Consider the following 17,661-nt stretch of genomic DNA (forward strand, 5'->3'; position numbering starts at 1 on the left):
TACCATTGCTCACCCACGGCGCGCTCTTTGCGCCAGCAGGTCAGCATCCAGGAGCGATACTCTTCGACATCCTTCTGTTGATCCTGAGTCTGGTGATTGCCGCGCGCGTATTTTGGCTGCGGCATCCGGCTGCCGATCACACATCCTACATGATTTACACCTACTGGTACTGTTTTCTACTGGCTGCCGCTATTGTCGTGCTCTAAAGCTAGATCCGTTCACCAGCCAATCATTTGGGGCACAGTGTTTTCCTGTGCCCCAACACCATTAGCAGGTTGCGCAGCGCTTAGAACCGACTCCACAGATACTGGTTGGTGACCTCGTGGTGGAACTGCACTTCTGCGCGCTTGATCAAGGTGCCGAGTTTGCGCGGACAGCGATCGGCAACCGTCGTCTTCAGATCGGCGAAGCGCGTCTGTACCTCTTCGCCGAGCAGGGCAGTGATCCATGCGCTCTGGCGGAAATTGGTAATCGCGTCGTAGATGTTGTCAGGCAGGGTAGCCGTGCCATTGCGCACATCGGTGGTAGGGAGTGGCCCTTCAAGACCGGTGCGCAAGAGGGCATAGATCGCCAGATAGGGGTTGGCATCGGGCGCAATCGAGCGTACTTCAATGCGGGCCGAGCGGGCATTGCCGATGGGGATGCGAACCATTGAGCCGCGATCGGTCGGTGAAGCCTTGATCTGGTTGGGAGCCTCGAAGTGTGGATCAAGCCGACGGTAAGCGTTGACGCTTGAGTTCAGGATCAGACAGAGATCTTGAGCATTGTTCAAGATCCGGTCGATAAAGCTCCAGGCCAGCTCTGATAGGCGCTCAGGGCCGTTGGCATCGTAGAAGAGATTCACTCCCTGTCGCGAAAGCGAGATGTTGGTGTGCATGCCATTGCCGTTCACGCCGGTGACCGGCTTGGGCAGGAAGCTGGCAGTCATATCAAGCTTGCTGGCAATCTGGCGACAGATCAGCTTGTAGAGCAGAATCTGGTCGGCGGCAATGGTGGCTTCGGTGTAGCTGTAGTTCATCTCGAACTGCGATGGCGCTACTTCGGGGTGATCCTTCTCGTTTTCGAACCCCATTGCCCGTTGCGCTTCAGCCGCCATGTCGATGAACTGGCGCAGCGGATCGCCGGGGAGCGAGTGGTAATAGCCGCCGGTGCTGACCATCGTGAATTCACCCGTCTCGCGGAAGCGCTGCTCGGCATTGCGACCCTTGAAGAGAAACCCTTCAATTTCGGTAGCGATGTTGCAGGTGAGGCCGTCGCGCTGGTACAGCTCATGCGCGTAGCGATGTAACCGACCGCGCAGGTCGGCTTCGTATGGGGTGCCGTCCTGGTTCAGCACATACCCGAAGACCAGCACTTTGCCCGGGCCGAAGATGTCTGCTGGCAACCAGTAGAAGGCCGACCAGTCAATGGCGAGGCGCAGATCCGACTCGGCCTGCACTGAGAAGCCACGCACTGATGAGCCATCGAAAGTGAGATTGTCGGCGGATGATAGCAAAAACTTCTTGTCGTAATCGAGCATGTGCAGGCGACCTTCGAGGTCGGTAAAACAGACGGTGACGGCCTTGATCCGACGCTCGTCGGTCAGGTAGCGCATGCGTTCCTCGCGCATCACGTCGGGCGAGACGCGGGCCAGGCGCTGGCGCTTGACACTCAGGTTTAGTTCCTCAAGTTGCTCGTAGGGAATTTCGAGAAAATCGCGCAGCTCGGTCATAGTTGGATTCCTTCATGCTACGAAGTCGATAAATTGTTGAGGGGTATTATACCCGGATGAGCAACAACCGCTGTTGATTTGGTGAATGATACAGATGTGGCGCAGAGTTAGCCTGGTAGACGGATTTCGTCGATCTGCCAGCCTGATAGCGTGAATCTGACCACAACTTCAAGCCGATTTGCGCGGTGATGACAGGTAAAGCGCAGGGGAATGGTCAGTCGGGCGCCGGGCATCGGCCAGTCTGGCGCGCGGTATGGCCCCAACGCCAGATTGGGTTGATGCCGGGCGAGTTGCCGTTCGGCGATCAGGATGTGGAGTGAAGCCGGCGTTTGCATCCGATCGGCAAAGTCAGTCAGTTCCGACGGGTTATTGCGTTCGATTGCAGCAAGCAGGTCGTAAATGGCTGCGGTGGGCATGCGATATGGCCGCGTGACTGCCATCAGGCCGCGCGCAATCCGAGCCGGTAGCGCGTGGTCAAGTGGCAAAAGGGCAACGCTGGCGATGACGCTGAGCGCGCAGCACCAGTAGCAAAGCAGGTAACTTGTTCGCATGACGGCGTGCCTTTGGCGTGCCGGCAAGAGCCAGATGACGCTCTTGCCGGCAACGCAATCTATTTCAGTGTGCGCAGATACGCCATCAAATCAGCCATCTCCTGGTCGGTGAGATTGTGGGGTGGCATGTAGCCGATACGTCCGGTGCCACCGGTGCGGATCCATTCAGCGACGTTTGCTTCGCTCCGCTCTTTACCATTTGGCAGCAAACCATTGTAATCAACACCTTTGGGCAATACCGGCCCTTTGGCGCTGAAGAGGCCAGCTAAGCCTGGCCCGACTAGCACTTCTCGGTTCGTGGTGTGGCAGGCTGCGCATGGCCCGAAGAGATCTTTGCCACGAGTAGCATCGCCTTGCGCTGAAATTGATGTATCGGCAAGAGCTGCTGGTAGCTCGGTAGCGGGACCGGAAGAGGCGTTATTGCGATTGCTGCCACAGGCAGAGAGCAGCGCGATGAACACGATCAACAACAACCCGAAGATCTTTGCAGTCCAGTGCGTCATAAGTGTGCTCCTTGCGGATAGCTAAATCTATCACCTGCGCTCATGCGCAGACATCATCATTTCTGCAAACCGGGCAGGCCATTCCTGTTGACCAGGACGGTTGATTTGGGCTTGCCGCCGACTCTGCGTATGGGTGGCAGTCGGTCGGCGTCAGGTGAGAGAGAAACGCAAGGAGTGAGCGCGTGGCGGTGGCGTCGGTGGCGATAGGTCGCAAGTCGGTGGTCGTGATTGAGGGATAATGATAACGAGCAGGATTAGCGGCACGATAGCCAAAAGAGCCAGCGCGAGAGGCGGCAATGATTCATATATAGCGCGCGGCCGTGCCGTTTCGATCGGCGTTGGTTCAGTGGCGGTCTGGTCGGTGGTCGCGCCGGGATGCAGAACGCATAAGAAGTAATTGGTGGCGGACTGGCTTATCAACCACTCCTGAATCAGACAATGCAGCACACAGCTTAGTGGACTGAGCAGAGCCAGTTCGAGAACAACAAGGATGGTTAGGGCATGTAAACCCCGGTTGCGCAAGAGATTCAATTGCCGGAGCAGCCGGTTCATGCGAAAGATCGTGCTGTTTTTCACAGCATTATCCTAGCGAGCGGCGCTCAGGATGTCAAGAGTTCAACATCAGACTCTGGAGGAAATGCCGGTGAAGAAGTGACCAGACAATTGCAAAGGCGCAACTATGAGGCGCAAGATTGGTGATGACACGCAAATCTTGCGCCTGGCGCCAATCTAACTGTGGGTAAAGGTCGATCGGGGGTGAGTTGTCGGATCGGGTGTGACGGTTGGCTCAGGAGTGGGGCCGGTATCGCTCCAACCTTGATTTTCGAGCGTCATCGCCACCTCGGCGATGGTCATATCATGGTTACATACAATTTGACAGGCGAGACGGTATTCACCCAGCAGATTACGCTCTTGGAGCTTTGCATATTCAGCCGCCGTCATCTCATCTGGCTCGCCAGCGGCAAACTTAACCCGGCAGGTCGTGCAGCGCGCATAACCACCGCAGCGGTGTCCAATCGCGATTCCGGCCTGCTCGATTGCCAGCACCAGCCTCGTGTTGGCGGCAACCTCAATCGAACGGTCACCAATCGTAACAGTGGGCATACTACCTCCACCAGCTTTTCAGAAAACGATAGTAGTGTATATTCAAACTACCATCAGAACGTGATCACGTCAATCGTTGGCATTGCAGGCGCAAATCGGATTGCGGTGTTGAGGCGATGAGCGAATGGACAGGCGAAAGCGACGAGGGTAGACAGCCCTTCCGTGGTCTGCGCGATGGCCTGGATCAATCGCAGTGCATGAACTCCGTAGTGAACAAGAGCAGACTCGTCAGTTGCAACGCTTCGCCGCTTCAAGCCCGGAGATACGTCACCGCCTTGCCTCTTACGCCCGGCCATACGCAGTCGTGGCAAAAGCCGGTCTGCGCGCGTATCGGTGAGCTTGAGGCGGCGCTGACCGATCACCGCTGCTCGCGGTCAGGTTATGGCTTCAGCGATTGAGCTGCTGAAGCAGGTGATTCAAATACGCGCGCAGCTCGGCAGCATTGGCGGCGCTATGGCTATCAATGATTTGATCGTCTGGTAGTTGTTCGATCAGTCTGAGCGCTCGCTGTGAAGAGCGACGAGCAGTATCGGGTTGTTTGAGCCGCGCTGCGACATTTGCCATCCCGACATACCCCATGATGAACTGTGGGTTCAGATAGACGCTACGGCGATAATCGGCCAATGCGGTTTCAAAGTCACCGTGATGTTCGGCTATCTGGGCCTGGAGGTAGTAAGCCGGAGCAAAGAGCGGGTATGCCTTCAGCAGCGCTCGCAAAATGCTCTCGGCGGTATTCCAGTCACCCTGGTCGGCGGCAGTTTGGGCCGCGCGCAGGAAATCTTCGGGCGACTCCGCCGGAGCTGTAACTGGGGCTGGCGGCGCGCTGGCGCGCGATGGGGCGGGCTTTGGCGGAGCAGGCGGCGGTGTTGCCAATGGCGCTGGCGTTGGTTCAAGGGATGATGGCAGCGCTGACGCGGGCGCAAAAGGCGCTGCCGATAAAGGTTTGCGGTAGAGCACAGTGCCAGGAGCGTTGTGAGTTTCAAACTGGCGGTACAGTTCAACGTTTGGCTCGGCGTGCCCGACCACCAGCCAGCCGCCAGGAATGAGTGAGTCGTAGAGGCGTTGGACGACCTGACGGGTTGTCGCTTCGTCAAAATAGATCATAACGTTGCGACAAAAGATAATATCGAAGGCGATGATACCCAATTGCGGCGAGGGGTAGACCGGTTCGACCAGATTGAGCTGAGCGAAGGTCACATCGGCTCGAATCTCGCGTCGCAACTGCCATTGCCCTCCTACCGGCACAAAGTAGCGGTCGCGCACCTCCGGCGGAGTTTCACGAAACGACCAGTTTCCGAAACAGGCTTCGCGCGCACGGGCGAGAAAATGCCGGTTGATGTCGGTAGCGAGAATGCTGATCTGCCAGGGCGGATCGGATGGCAATTGCTCGCGGAGGGTGATGGCAATGGAGTAAGGCTCTTCACCGGTAGCGCAGCCTGCGCTCCAGACGCGCAGATAGCGCACCATGGAACGGCGCTGGATCAGGTCAGGCAGAATGATTTCACGCAGGGCGGCAAATTGGGCTGCGTTGCGAAAGAAATAAGTTTCGCCAATAGTCAGCTCGGCGATCAATTCATCCCAGGCCGCAGGGTAGCGTTCTATCAGCGAGAAGAGCTTGCAAGGATCGCTAATGCCAAAGTGCTGGGCCGCGCGCTGTAATCCATAGATCAGGTCAGCGCGGCGCTGCTCTGGATAGTGCAGGCCAGCGCGCTCGCGGATGAGCGTGGCAAAGCGGTCATAAAGCTCTTCTGTGATGACATTCATAGTCGCTCCCTCATACCTGGCGCTGAAACGATTCTTACCGTGGCGATCCAAGCAGCGCAGCAATTGATAGCCCTAATCGTTCGAGCGGAAGCTCGTGCCGCACGGCGCCAAGCGCTTTGGCCGCTTTAGGCATACCGTAGACGACGCACGAAGCTTCATCCTGGCCGAAAGTTGGGCTGCCAGCCGCTGCCAGCGCAGCGAGTCCATGCGCGCCATCTTCGCCCATGCCGGTCAAGATAACGCCAATCGCGCTTGCGCCGTAATGTCTGGCCACGCTTTCAAACAGGTGATCGGCGCTAGGGCAATAGCGATCGGCTTCGCCAGCAGGTAGCACACCGGCGCTACCGCGTTGGGTAATGACGAGATGCAGGCCATCGGCTGGCAGGTACACGTGACCGGTTTGGAGCGCTGTTTCGCGATTGATCACGTGAACCGGCTGAGGGATAACGCTCCCCAGCCAGCCGGCCATTGCCGGCACGAATCCGCTGGCTACGTGTTGGGCAATCACAATCGGGGCAGGCACGCTGGCGCCAAGATCGGTCAATACCGATTGCAACGCCGCCGGTCCGCCAGTTGAAGCCGCAATTGCCAGTAGTTGATAATGTGAACCTGGTTCGCGTTTGATCGCCACCGGTGTTGAACGTGGAGGATGACGGGTAACGACTTTGACTCCTGACATGAGGCGCAAGGTGCGGATAAAGTGTTCGCGGTCGGTGGCGCTGGTCGGATCGGTCGACGCTATCGGTTTGCGCACCACAGCCAGCGCGCCGGCGGCCAGCGCTGCCATTGCGCGTTGTTCGGCATTGCCGGCGCTGGCGCTGAAGAGCACAATCGGCGTCGGTCGTTGCTGCATAATCTGGCGGGTTGCTTCGTAGCCATCAAATACTGGCAGATGAATATCCATCGCAACCACGTTTGGGCGCAAGCGAATGGTTGATTGCACGGCCTCGTGTCCGTTCATCGCGGTGCCGGCAACTATCAGGTCTGGCGTTGCTTCGATATACGAACGCAGTAATGTAAGCTGACTGGGCGAGTCTTCGACTAACAAAACCCGAATGGGATCGCGACGGTCGCTCATGATGCGCACTACCCTGGCCACATCAGGAGTTGATGTGACGATAATCAGAACCGACATGATGAGTATAGACAGTCGTGGTAGTGTTGTCGAGGTATGCAAGCAACGCCGGGGGATCCAACACCGGAACAATCCCTTCGGGAGTGCGAAAGGAAGCCTTCAGCAGATCAGTGCCAAAGGTGAGTGGCGTAATATTGTCAGACGAGATTTGCTGGACGCCATACACCCCATCAACCAGCAATCCCAGTTGAGGCTGGTCGGTATCAATGCTGAGTACCATCACCATGCTCTGCAAACTGATGCTCAATGGCTGGTCAAGCAGCCGATGCCCGATCAACACCGGGATGAGGGTACCGCGCAGATCGAGCAGGCCAGCAATGATCGGTGGCGCGCCAGCAATTGGGGTTAGCTCAGGCAACCGCGCGATCTGCTGCACGGCTGTCAGAGGTAGCGCAAAGGTTTGCCGACCAACTTGAAAGGTGACAAAAATGGAGGTTGTCATAATACTCACTCGTATCTGAGATTGACGCGCTAAACGGTGCGGAATTTCATCGTGACCAGGTGACCTTGTGGCGAAGAAGTGACATTTGTCTCATCAACGAGGGAAAACGCTGTTTGCACAGGTTCCTGGCGGGCAATGTGCTGGTACGCTTCACGTTCTGACTCACATTCGACAACGAGAGGATGGTGAACATCTCTATCATCGCAGTGGATCACGATAGCGCTGGCGTAGCAGTGATGGATCAATGCGCGCGCCACTTCACTGACCGCAGCGGTAATGCGAGCCTGTTGCGCTGGCGGCAGTTCCATCGCTCGCGCACTCTGACGTAGCGCCTGCCGAAGCTGAATCAGGTCAGCTTCCGTGCTGATGATGAGTTGTTGGGGCGGCACATGTTTCATAACGCATCTCAGAGTAAACGCTCAATTGTTGCCAGCAGCGCCTGTTGATCAAACGCTCGCTTCACGATGTATGCATCGGCGCCAGCGGCTAGACCCCGCTCGCGATCGGTTGGATTATCAAGTGATGTGACCAGGACTACCGGTATAGCGCGGAGATGCGGATCCGAGCGAATCCGCTCGGTCAGCTCAAAACCGTTAATGCGTGGCATATCTACATCGCTCAGCACAAGCTGGCACCCTTGCTGATCGCGCAAAGCGCGCAGACGCTCAAGCGCCTCCTGGCCATTGGTGGCAAGAACAACGTGATACCCCGCCGACTCGAGAATATTCTTTTCAAGGGTGCGAGTGGTAATTGAGTCGTCAACTACCAGGATCGTGGGTGTTCGGCGTGGCTCGACCGGACGATCAGGGGGTAGCAGATGCTGCGATGAGGTCATTGCGGCGCGCAATAAATCAACCGAATCGAGAATGGGAGCAACACTGCCATCGGCCAGAATGGCAGCACCACTCACAAATCGCACTCGCTGCAATGGGAGCGGCAGACGATGAACAACCAGCTCTAGTTCCTCGCTGACGGCATCAACCAGGAACGCGACACGGCGTTCGTTAACGCCGAGCAGAATCGCTGGCGATGGCGTATCCAGGTCAATGGCAGTCGGTGTTTTCAATCCTAGAAGCTGACCGAGCGCAATCAAGGGCAAGGGCCGACCTTCGACCAGCAACGCAGTGCGACCTTCCAGCGCGCGGATATGGTCGCGACGAGCCTGAACAATCCGCTGCATGCTATCCAGTGGCAGCGCAAAGGTGTGCCCGGCAACTTTCACGAGCAGGCCGTGCGAACGTTGCAAGGTCAGCGGCAGGCTGAGATTGAAGGTAGTGCCTTGCCCAGGAGTGGAGGTGACAGTCACCTGCCCACCCATCCGTTCAACCGTTGTGCGCACAACATCAAGACCGACGCCGCGGCCTGAAAGAGAACTTACGCTAGTCTTGGTCGAGAAACCGGGCATAAAGATGAGATCAAGCGCCGCATGATCATCAGCGCGATCGGTGTCGCGGGCGCTGACAATGCCGGAAGCAAGCGCCTGCTGCCAGATCCGGGCCGGATCGATACCGGCGCCATCATCGCTGACACTCAGGTTCAGTCGATCGGCAGTGGCGCGCGCTGTCAGCTTGATCAAACCTGTTGGCGCTTTGCCGGCTGCTTCGCGTTCGGCGGGTAATTCGATCCCGTGATCAACGGCGTTGCGCAGCAGATGGAGGCAAATCATCCGCACTTTATCGAGCACTTGCCGATCGGCTTCAGCGCCGCCGTCATCGATGACGAATTCAACCTGCTTGCCTGCGCTGCGGGCCAGTTCGCGCACGTGCAGGCGCAACGGGCCAATAATTTCGGTCAGTGGCGCCATCCGGGTTTGCTGAATCTGCGCCTGCAAGCGCGCGCTAATTGCGGCCAGGCGGTCGTGATCTTCGCGCGCGCGCGTCGCCAGTTGGGCAACCTTCGTTTGCAGAGTATCAATAAGCTCATTTGCCAGTTCCAGTGTTGTTAGCAGCGCTTGCTGGTCATCGATAACACTGCGCGACGAACCGCGACGCGAGTCCGTTCGCAGTAGTGGTCGGGCTTTGCGCCAGGCTCGCCGCCAGCGCTCAGTGAGCGGCGCCAGATCGTGTAAATCGCGCGCCAACTGGCGTGAACGCAACGTGCAGGTGAGCAATTCACCGGCCTCGTGCATCAGGTGATCAAGCACGCTCACTTCGACGCGAACGCTCATATCAGTGGTTGCGGCGCCGGTTGTGCTATCGCTGACGGCGCGCGCAGGTGTGGTCGGCGGAACAGTAGTGGCGGGGGCAGGCGATTGAACAATGGCTGACAACTGTGCCAGCATTGCTGCGAAGGCCGCTTCGTCGGCAATGTTGCCCGGCACGGCCTGATTCATCAACTCGCCGATCAGATCGAGCGATTGGTAGATCACATCGCAGATGTCTGGACTGAGGGTGAGCTGATTTTGACGCAAGGCGGCAAAAATATTTTCTACCTGATGGGCAAGCTGTTCCACCGTTGCCACGCCGGCGGCGCGCGCGCCACCTTTCAGACTATGGGCAGCGCGAAACAGGCGGTCGATCATCTCACGCCGCTGCGGATGATCCGGCTGGCGTTCCAGGTCAAGCAGAATATCGGCAATCGCTTGACGATGTTCGGCCTGCTCAGCCCGGAAGACGGCCAGCACTTGCGATTGGATGTCGTCAGGAGAGAGCATAGCATCCTCGCCTCGGCGCAATAGAATTCCTCAAGCAATGGCGATAGCCGTTTGCGCTTTCAGAGCCGGTAAGAGGCCACTGTCTGCTGCAACTTCTGCGCCAGGATATGCAGGTCTTGGGCGGCGCGTTCAGCCTGCCGGGTCGAAGCCAGCGCCTGAGTTGTAGCTTGCTGAATGTTCGTCATAGCCTGACCGATCTGCTCCATACCGACCATCTGTTGCTGGGCTGCGGCGGCCATCTGGATGTTCGCCTGGGCGCCGCTTTCGACCTCGCTGGCGATGCGATGAATGATCCGTCCGGCCTGCGCGGCCAGGGTAACACCTTGTTCAACCCCTTTAGCGCCCTCCTCGGTGACCATCACTGCCGCATTGGTGGCCTTCTGAATCTCGGCCAGAATATCGCGCACCTGCTGCGCAGCCGCCTTCGAGCGTTCTGCCAGCTCGCGCACGTGTTGAGCAACGACAGCGAAGCTGCGTCCTTGCTCGCCTGCTCGCGCCGCTTCGATGGCGGCATTCAGGGCCAGTAAATTGCTCTGATCGGCCAGTTCGCTCACGGTGGTCATAATCACGCCGATAGCCTGCGTCTGTTCGGCCAGGCCAAGGATGGTCTGGGCAATTGTCTCGACGCGCGAACGAATTTGATTCATGCCATTAATCGTATCCTCAACTGCCTGCGCGCCCTGGCGGGCAATCTCAAGCGCAGTTTGGCTGTCGTTGGCGACCTGGGTGGCCTGTTTGGCTGTCTGCACTGAGATGGCCTTGACCTCATCAATCGTGGTTGCGGTCTGCGTTAGCGCCGCTGATTGCTCGGCAGCAGACGAGGCCTGTTGCGTGGTAGCGGCCAAAATCTCGGCGGCGGCGGTGGCAATATCGGCATTGGCGTGCTGAACCTGAGCCGCAATTGCGCGCAAACCTTCGACCATGGTATTCAGTTGCTGGCCGAGGAGAGCGAGATCGTCGTTATTGTTCGCGACCGGGAGGCGAACGGTGAGATTGCCGCGGGCCACTTCGGCTGCAAACGCACTATAGTCACGCACCACCTGTTCGAGATACTCTTTGGCGATTTTGGTGGCACTGGCGGCGCGCAATTCCTCATTGGCGCGTCGTTGTTCTTCCAACTGATTGCGGATGGTGCTGGCCATCTGGCTGAAAGCGACTGCCAGCCGACCAACTTCATCTTTCCCGTCAGGGAGGTGATAGTGTTCGCTGATCTTGCCGTTTGCCATCTGCATCGCGGCGCCGGTCACCATCCCCAGCCGTCGATCAATGCTGCCCGCAATAAACAGTGTGAGCAAGGTGCCCAGCGTGATAGCTGCAAATGTGCCGCCAATCAATACCATTTGTAGATTACTCGTTGCATTTGCCGACTCCGCCAGCATTTCATCGAGCAGATCCTGTTCGAAACTGACCAGTTGTTTCATCAGGTCGCTAATGCGGATGAATCGGTTGCGACCGATCCGGCTGGCCACCATCTGAATCACCTGGTCAATCGAGGCTTCACCGCGGATCACGGCATAGCGCAGCTCAATCAATGGTTGGGCAGCTTCAGCTTTCCATAATGTCACTTCATCGTCGATTTCGTTAATCAACTGATAACCAATGGTCTGATCTGGAACGATGTCGCGTAACTCGGCCAGCAGATCGTTGTACTGCTTCTGCCCACTTTCATATTTGTCAAGGAAGGTCGGATCGCCCGTGATCAGAAAGCCGCGCTCGCCCGATTCCATCATGTGCAGGCTGGCTTCCATCTGATAAGTATGTTGAATCACTGCATATGTTTTTTGCAACTCTTGTTCGCGCTCTTGCGCAGTCTGGAGCGCCTGGAATGCCGCAACTGCGACGAAGATCATTCCGATCAGGATGAGACTGACAATAAGCAGGATTTTATTGCGCAGACTGATTGAATTGAGGAAGGCCATAGCCGGCTCCTTCTCGATACTTATGCCTGATTGGCATCGGCCAGGGCAATTGCCTGGGCTACGACGTTGTGCAATTCCAGAGCCACGTCATCTTTGAAGAGGTAATCGTCAGCGCCGAGCGCCAGCGCTTTTTCCACGCTGGTGATCTGATCGCGGTGTGAAAGCATGACAACCGGGATGTGACGAGTGGCGCGATCTCGTTTCAGCCGGTCGAGGACTTGAAAACCGTCGAGCATCGGCAGATCAATATCGAGCAAGATGAGATGTGGACGCAACGCGCAGGCAGCGCGCCAACCATCAAGGCCATTGTCCGCAATCTGCACCCGATAACCGGCCTGCTCGAGCATAAGGCGAAAGTTGAGTGCCTGACTTGGGCTATCTTCAATGAGCAGAATGTCGGGACAATTCATAAGCGCTCCTCCTACGGATGAGTCGGTTCATCGGCAGAGTCCACAGCCAGGCGCGGGTCATGTAACAGTCCGGTGGGATCGAGATGAATGGACAACTGCTCATCAACGCCGAGCACCCAATGGACGCCGTGGCCGGCAATGGACGACGGCGTTGGCAAGAGGGTTGGTGTTTGGGGCTGTACCGCCAGCACCTGATCGACCAGGAGCGCCGCTTCGATTGCGCCATCGCTGACGATGAGCAAATGCATTGAAGGATTGGGCATTGTCGGCGCCAATCCGAGTAGTGGCCGGATGTCAAGGCAGACGACCAGTCGCCCGCGCACGTTAATCAGGCCCAGAACGGCGGGTGGTACTGCCGGCAGTGGCGCGATTGACTCGAAACGGAGCACTTCACGGGTGGCGGCGGCAGGTAGACTATAACGTTCGTCGCCGAGCGAGAATTGCAGGAAGAGTTCGCCAATGGCGGCAGTGGCGTTTTGATCGCGACCGGCGAGCGCGCGGGCGCGTTCGCGGAGGATCTCGCGGGTGTCAGGGTTGGAAAGCAGATCGATGAGATCCATAGATGGCCTCATTGCCAGTTGCTACGAATGCAGAAGACTTGTGCGCTGTGATGGGTATTGGAATTGAGCTAGAGTTTGTCTCCTTATCGATGACAGATTTTCAATCTGAATGACCGGCGTCAATCGAGAGGAATATATTGTTTGTAACTTCTATTATCGCGCGTTATCCGTTGTTGGCGAGTTGTGGATGCGTATCAAATAATGACTTTTCTGTCAACTATGCTACTGCGTGGTTGTTACGAACATGTTACTGGAGAAGTCAATGTCTAAATATTCAGGTAATTGTGATACCTGTGCCGGCGATCACTTCGCCAATCTCCCAGATCGGCTGGCCAGCGGCGACACAAAGGTCCCGCAGCGCCGTAGCCGCCGTCGGCGGCACTGCAATGAGCAGGCCGCCCGAAGTCTGCGGATCGGCCAGGAGTAGCTGATGCGCGGGCGAGATGGTAGGGGCGAAAGAGGTGTATGCGGCAGCATGGTCGAGGTTGCGTCGCAGACCGCCGGGCACCATACCGGCTTCGGCATATGATAACGCGCCGGGCAGGGCTGGCACGTCAGTTGCGTTGATGCGCAGACCAACTGCGCTCTGGCGGGCAATTTCCGCAGCGTGACCGAGCAAGCCGTAACCGGTCACATCGGTCGCAGCATGCGCTTCAACCCGAGACATCAATTCGGCAATCTGGCGGTTGAGCGTGAGCATTGAGGAGATGGCGGTTGCCAGGTCAGTGGCAACGACAGCGTTTCGTTTGGCCGCGGTAGTAATCAGACCAGTACCGAGCGGTTTGCTCAGCAATAATCGATCGCCGGGCTGAGCGCCGGCTTTGGTGATGATGCGAGCCGGATGAACCAGGCCGGTCACGCACAAGCCGTACTTCGGTTCGCGGTCGGTGACGGTGTGGCCGCCTACCACAACAGCGCCGGCCTCGGCGGCCTTGTCGATGCCGCCTTGCAAAATTGCGGCGATGATGGACTGATCGAGATCGTCGGGAAAGGCAGCGATGGCGAGCGCGAGAATCGGCTTCCCTCCCATGGCGTAGACATCGCTCAGCGCATTTGCGGCAGCGATGGCGCCATAGGTATAGGGGTCATCGACAATCGGCGGGAAGAAATCGACTGTCTGCACCAGCGCCGTGTCGGGATTGAGCTGGTAGACTGCTGCGTCATCGCTTTCGGCCAACCCGATCAGCACCTGGGGATGGGTTGGCGCGCGCAGTGCAGCCAGCACCGAAGCCAGGGCACCCGGCCCCAACTTCGCTGCTCAGCCGGCGCAGGCAGCCAGATTGGTTAGCCGGATGCGTTCGCGTTCGTCGGTCATCGCGCTTGTCCTGGTGGTAAAGTTATGATGAGCTATCAATGCTAATAATAAGCGCAAAAACGCGCAGACGCAAAGGGTTGAACACTATCGAATCGATGCAGTTCCTTCCCTCTTGCCGTAGCTACGCGATTCTATAGACGCTGTGGAGTATTGAGCCGCAGCGGATTGCTATTTGACCCGAACGATACGGTTCGCCGTTTCAAGGCATAGGCAATGCCTTCCTGCAAGGTAGCTTTCGTTATGATCTCCTTCAGATCGATCCCGATTCCAACCAGCGTTTGGGCAATTTCCGGGCTAATTCCGGTTAAGAGGACCTGTGTGCCGAGCAAACTGGCAGCCTGGGCAGTGCGGATCAGCGCGCCGGCAACCTGGGTGTCAACCACATTGACGCCGGTAATGTCGATAATCGCCACGGTGGCCTGATAGCGGCTGACCCCGTTCAGGAGCGCCTCCATGATCTGTTGCGCGCGGGTTGAGTCAATAGCGCCGATTAGCGGCATTGCCACGATACCGTCAGCAATCGGTATCAGTGGAGTACTCAGCTCGCGCAAGATCGCCTGTTGCGCCTCAATGATCTGCTCTTGCAGCGCCAACCGTTGTCGTTCCTGTTCGACGCGCAATTGTTCGCTGATGTCGTGGTTGATCGAGGCATAGCCGATCAGATGACCGCGGCGATTGCGCAACACCGGCGCCGCAACCTGCATGGTGATCGTCGAGCCATCGCGATGACGATAGCGCAACGTTGTGCGCCCGATTCCGTGTTGTCGGGCATGGCGGATAAGGGTGTCGAAGGATGGTTGATCGGCTGGTTCGATCAGATCGCGCCACAATCTGCCGGCTAGCGTGTCGTAGCCAAGCAAGGCTGCGAAAGCCGGGTTGGCGTAAGTGATTCGCAAATCGGGGTCGGTAATGCCAATCCCGTCAGGCGCATTCTCGACCAATAACCGAAACGTATGTAGCCCCTCTTCCTGGCGACGCAATTCGGTAATATCTTCGTAGAATCCGAGCACCCCGATGATGGCGCCATCGCGTTGCAGCGGAACCTTGCCGGTGCGGACATAAATTGTTGAGCCGTCACTTCGTGTCAGCGACTCTTCGATATTCAATTTCGGGCCGGTGTTCATGATGACTCGGTCGCTGTATTGGTAGACCGGCGCCTGTTTGTGCCATGGCAGATCGAAATCGGTTTTGCCGATAATTTCGTTGAAGCTGCTCAGTCCGGCATCGCTCAAGACGCGCCGATTACAACCGAGAAATCGCGACTCTTTATCTTTCCAGAAGACGCCAACCGGCAGATTGTCGATCACGGTGTAGAGCATGTCGCGTTTTTCGCGCAGTTCCTGGCGGAGCCGCACAAGCGGTGAAATATCGTGACCGATTGAGGTAAATCCAGCTACGTGACCCTGGTTGTCATAATGGATTGTCACCGACCACAGAAACGAGAAGACGGTACCGTCGCGATGGATGATGCGATTCTCACTTTCAGCCGTGCGTAGACCCTGCTGCACCCACTCGATAACCTGTTGCTGTAACCGTTCGCGGTCGTCAGGGTAAGTAAGTTCCAGGACGCTCTTGCCGATACACTCTTCTGGCAGGTAGCCAAAATAGCGTTGCGCAGCGCTGTTAGCATAGGTAATAATGCCTTGCAAATCCGCTTCCGTCACGAGGAGTGAAGCGCCATCGAGCGCAGCGGAGAGTCGGGAAAGGCGGGCAGGATCAGAATCGTGGCCGAAGGAGGTGAATGAAGTGTCGGCGGGCACGGACGACCTCCGATACGAAAACCGATTATCTCATTAGAGAACGGGCTACCAGCCGGTGGCAGCCCGTTCTGCGCACGCTACTCATGGTAATCAGAAAGGTTTATTACGTCAATGCTGGTGTAAACGATTTTTTAACGAATCGGTGAAAGGTTTCAGAAACGCGGATGGCTCTCCAGTTGCTGAACGAGCGCTTCGAACAGATCGCTCTCGGTAATAATGCCGATGACGCGGTTTTGTTCATCGATGACCGGCAATCCGCCGATCTTATTTTCAATCATCAACAACGCCGCTTCGCGCAAACCGGTTTCAGGCGTGACTGCAATCGGATTTTCGGTCATCACCTCATAGACCTTCACATTGCGTAGCGCCTGAGCAATATCGACCGGATCCAAACCGGCAACCCGCATGACATCGGCGCCGCGAATGTCACCCTGAGTAATAATTCCGCGCAATTCACCGGTATCTACCACAACCGGTAGCCGCCGGATGTCGTGTTCGCGCATCAACGCCAGCGCTTCACTCAGCGGCGCAGCAAGGTTGATGGTAATGGCCGGCGCGCGCATCCAGTATCGAATCTCCTGTTCTGCCGGCACAGCCGGTTTGGGTTTGTTCGTCATGATGCGCCTCCTTGCGCTGATAAGACGATCTAATTTACTTTTATCGTACCAGAAATCACAGCTCAGTATGGTGAAAGGTTGCGGGGTCGTAGTAATTATGCGACAACCAGATCGCTGGTTCGGTTCTGAGATCATTTGCTGTCGCCGAAGGTGGTACAATACCTCTGCCGACAGAAGGGAGGAAACGTTGTGGCGCGCTGTTGTGCTTCGTTGTTGCTGTCAATCTTCATCGGGCTGATGGCCTGCGCAGCTCCGCCGTCGAACCAGCCCTCAGCAACGCCTACCAGCGTGGTCGTGTCGCTCCCGCTGGCATTTGGGCCAGAATTAACGGCAACCGCCACGCCAGCGGTTGTATCGCTTCCGCTGGTCGGCGCGGCAGAATCGGCTTTAGCTCAGACACCGCCGTTGTTGCCCTACCGGGTGGTAGCCAGTTACCCGCACGATCCAAATGCCTGGACGCAGGGTCTGATCGTCGCCGGTTCGGGTCGGTTGTACGAAGGTACCGGCGATTATGCCAATTCGTCACTGCGCGAAGTTGATCTGGTGACCGGTCAGGTCTTGCGGAGCGTTGATCTTGGTAATCCGACGCTGTACGGTGAAGGAATCGCTCAGATCGGCGATCGGATCTTTCAATTGACCTGGCAGAATGGCCAGGGCTTCGTTTACGATGCGCAGTCGTTTACGCGCATCGGCACATTCTCATATCCAACGCCGCCAGCCACGATGCCACGCGAAGGATGGGGCCTGACGTATGACGGCGTCCATCTGATTATGAGTGATGGCACAGCGACGCTCTATTTCATCGACCCGGAGGCCACGGTTGCCAGCGGTCAGTTGACAGTAGTTCGCTCGGTGACGGTGCGGAACGGCAATCAACCGCTTCATCGCTTGAATGAGTTAGAGTACATCAACGGTGTGATCTTTGCCAATGTCTGGTACAGTGACTTAATTGTGCTCGTCGATCCGGAACAAGGTCAGGTGATTGGCGCGCTCGATATGAGCGATCTGCTCACGCCGCAAGAACGCGCTACCGCCGATGTGCTCAATGGGATTGCCTACGATCCGGCCAGTGACTTGATCTTTGTAACCGGGAAATACTGGCCGCGTCTGTTTGCGATTGCGCTCGAACAGAAACTTTACCTGCCGCTGATCGCCGGTCCGGCTGGTCAGTAGCGCCGTATTTTTTTACCCGGATGGGTTTCAACCGACAGGAGTCT

Annotated in this window: 18 protein-coding genes and 1 pseudogene; 3 read left to right on the forward strand and 16 right to left on the reverse strand. The window is 57.1% G+C overall.

The window, feature by feature from the left end:
• Positions 1-206 (forward strand): annotated as a pseudogene (locus tag Q0650_RS04115) (ubiquinone biosynthesis protein UbiA); the annotation flags it as partial.
• Positions 207-286: 80 nt separating this feature from the next.
• On the opposite strand, the gene Q0650_RS04120 reads toward Q0650_RS04115, so the two are convergent.
• The 5 genes from Q0650_RS04120 to Q0650_RS04140 all read right to left on the reverse strand — a co-directional run bounded on the left by Q0650_RS04120 (position 287) and on the right by Q0650_RS04140 (position 3,869).
• Positions 287-1,711, reverse strand: coding sequence for a glutamine synthetase family protein (locus tag Q0650_RS04120; RefSeq protein WP_298816202.1), 1,425 nt, complete (start codon positions 1,709-1,711; stop codon positions 287-289).
• A gap of 107 nt (positions 1,712-1,818) precedes the next feature.
• Entirely contained in the window at positions 1,819-2,262 is a 444-nt protein-coding gene (locus Q0650_RS04125; RefSeq protein ID WP_298816204.1) for a hypothetical protein, read from the reverse strand.
• 59 nt (positions 2,263-2,321) lie between these two features.
• Positions 2,322-2,765: a cytochrome c family protein gene (locus Q0650_RS04130; protein WP_298816206.1), complete on the reverse strand. Its 444-nt coding sequence runs from the start codon at positions 2,763-2,765 to the stop codon at positions 2,322-2,324.
• 150 nt (positions 2,766-2,915) lie between these two features.
• Positions 2,916-3,341: a hypothetical protein gene (locus Q0650_RS04135; protein ID WP_298816208.1), complete on the reverse strand. Its 426-nt coding sequence runs from the start codon at positions 3,339-3,341 to the stop codon at positions 2,916-2,918.
• A 153-nt stretch (positions 3,342-3,494) separates the two neighbouring features.
• Positions 3,495-3,869, reverse strand: a complete 375-nt coding sequence (locus Q0650_RS04140; RefSeq protein WP_298816210.1) for a 2Fe-2S iron-sulfur cluster-binding protein — start codon at positions 3,867-3,869, stop codon at positions 3,495-3,497.
• A 193-nt stretch (positions 3,870-4,062) separates the two neighbouring features.
• Here Q0650_RS04140 and Q0650_RS04145 point away from each other — a divergent pair, with 193 nt between their 5' ends.
• Positions 4,063-4,206 (forward strand): hypothetical protein, encoded by a 144-nt coding sequence (locus Q0650_RS04145; RefSeq protein ID WP_298816212.1) that lies wholly within the window; start codon positions 4,063-4,065, stop codon positions 4,204-4,206.
• A gap of 50 nt (positions 4,207-4,256) precedes the next feature.
• Here Q0650_RS04145 and Q0650_RS04150 read toward each other — a convergent pair whose 3' ends face one another.
• The 11 genes from Q0650_RS04150 to Q0650_RS04200 form a co-directional block, all read right to left on the reverse strand.
• A complete protein-coding gene (locus Q0650_RS04150; protein WP_298816214.1) occupies positions 4,257-5,633 on the reverse strand; it encodes a CheR family methyltransferase in 1,377 nt (458 codons plus the stop codon).
• Between the two features lie 34 nt (positions 5,634-5,667).
• On the reverse strand, positions 5,668-6,711 hold the full coding sequence (gene cheB / locus Q0650_RS04155; RefSeq protein ID WP_298816216.1) for a chemotaxis-specific protein-glutamate methyltransferase CheB: 1,044 nt from the start codon (positions 6,709-6,711) through the stop codon (positions 5,668-5,670).
• A gap of 22 nt (positions 6,712-6,733) precedes the next feature.
• Positions 6,734-7,210, reverse strand: coding sequence for a chemotaxis protein CheW (locus Q0650_RS04160; protein WP_298816218.1), 477 nt, complete (start codon positions 7,208-7,210; stop codon positions 6,734-6,736).
• Positions 7,211-7,239: 29 nt separating this feature from the next.
• On the reverse strand, positions 7,240-7,608 hold the full coding sequence (locus Q0650_RS04165) for a hypothetical protein (RefSeq protein WP_298816220.1): 369 nt from the start codon (positions 7,606-7,608) through the stop codon (positions 7,240-7,242).
• Between the two features lie 8 nt (positions 7,609-7,616).
• A complete protein-coding gene (locus tag Q0650_RS04170; RefSeq protein ID WP_298816222.1) occupies positions 7,617-9,863 on the reverse strand; it encodes a hybrid sensor histidine kinase/response regulator in 2,247 nt (748 codons plus the stop codon).
• 59 nt (positions 9,864-9,922) lie between these two features.
• Positions 9,923-11,782 (reverse strand): methyl-accepting chemotaxis protein, encoded by a 1,860-nt coding sequence (locus tag Q0650_RS04175; protein ID WP_298816224.1) that lies wholly within the window; start codon positions 11,780-11,782, stop codon positions 9,923-9,925.
• A gap of 20 nt (positions 11,783-11,802) precedes the next feature.
• A complete protein-coding gene (locus Q0650_RS04180) occupies positions 11,803-12,192 on the reverse strand; it encodes a PleD family two-component system response regulator (protein ID WP_298816226.1) in 390 nt (129 codons plus the stop codon).
• Between the two features lie 11 nt (positions 12,193-12,203).
• The gene (locus Q0650_RS04185; RefSeq protein WP_298816227.1) at positions 12,204-12,752 is read right to left on the reverse strand and encodes a chemotaxis protein CheW; all 549 of its coding nucleotides are present in this window, start codon (positions 12,750-12,752) and stop codon (positions 12,204-12,206) included.
• A 274-nt stretch (positions 12,753-13,026) separates the two neighbouring features.
• Positions 13,027-14,067, reverse strand: coding sequence for a selenide, water dikinase SelD (gene selD, locus Q0650_RS04190; protein WP_298816229.1), 1,041 nt, complete (start codon positions 14,065-14,067; stop codon positions 13,027-13,029).
• A gap of 131 nt (positions 14,068-14,198) precedes the next feature.
• Positions 14,199-15,827, reverse strand: coding sequence for a PAS domain S-box protein (locus Q0650_RS04195; RefSeq protein WP_298816231.1), 1,629 nt, complete (start codon positions 15,825-15,827; stop codon positions 14,199-14,201).
• A gap of 152 nt (positions 15,828-15,979) precedes the next feature.
• Positions 15,980-16,444, reverse strand: coding sequence for a CBS domain-containing protein (locus Q0650_RS04200; RefSeq protein ID WP_298816233.1), 465 nt, complete (start codon positions 16,442-16,444; stop codon positions 15,980-15,982).
• Positions 16,445-16,633: 189 nt separating this feature from the next.
• Here Q0650_RS04200 and Q0650_RS04205 point away from each other — a divergent pair, with 189 nt between their 5' ends.
• Positions 16,634-17,617 carry a glutaminyl-peptide cyclotransferase gene (locus Q0650_RS04205; protein ID WP_298816235.1) on the forward strand — a complete coding sequence of 328 codons (984 nt, stop codon included), beginning with the start codon at positions 16,634-16,636 and terminating at the stop codon, positions 17,615-17,617.
• Positions 17,618-17,661: the final 44 nt, after the last annotated feature.

Source organism: uncultured Chloroflexus sp., assembly GCF_937129525.1.
Lineage (GTDB): Bacteria > Chloroflexota > Chloroflexia > Chloroflexales > Chloroflexaceae > Chloroflexus.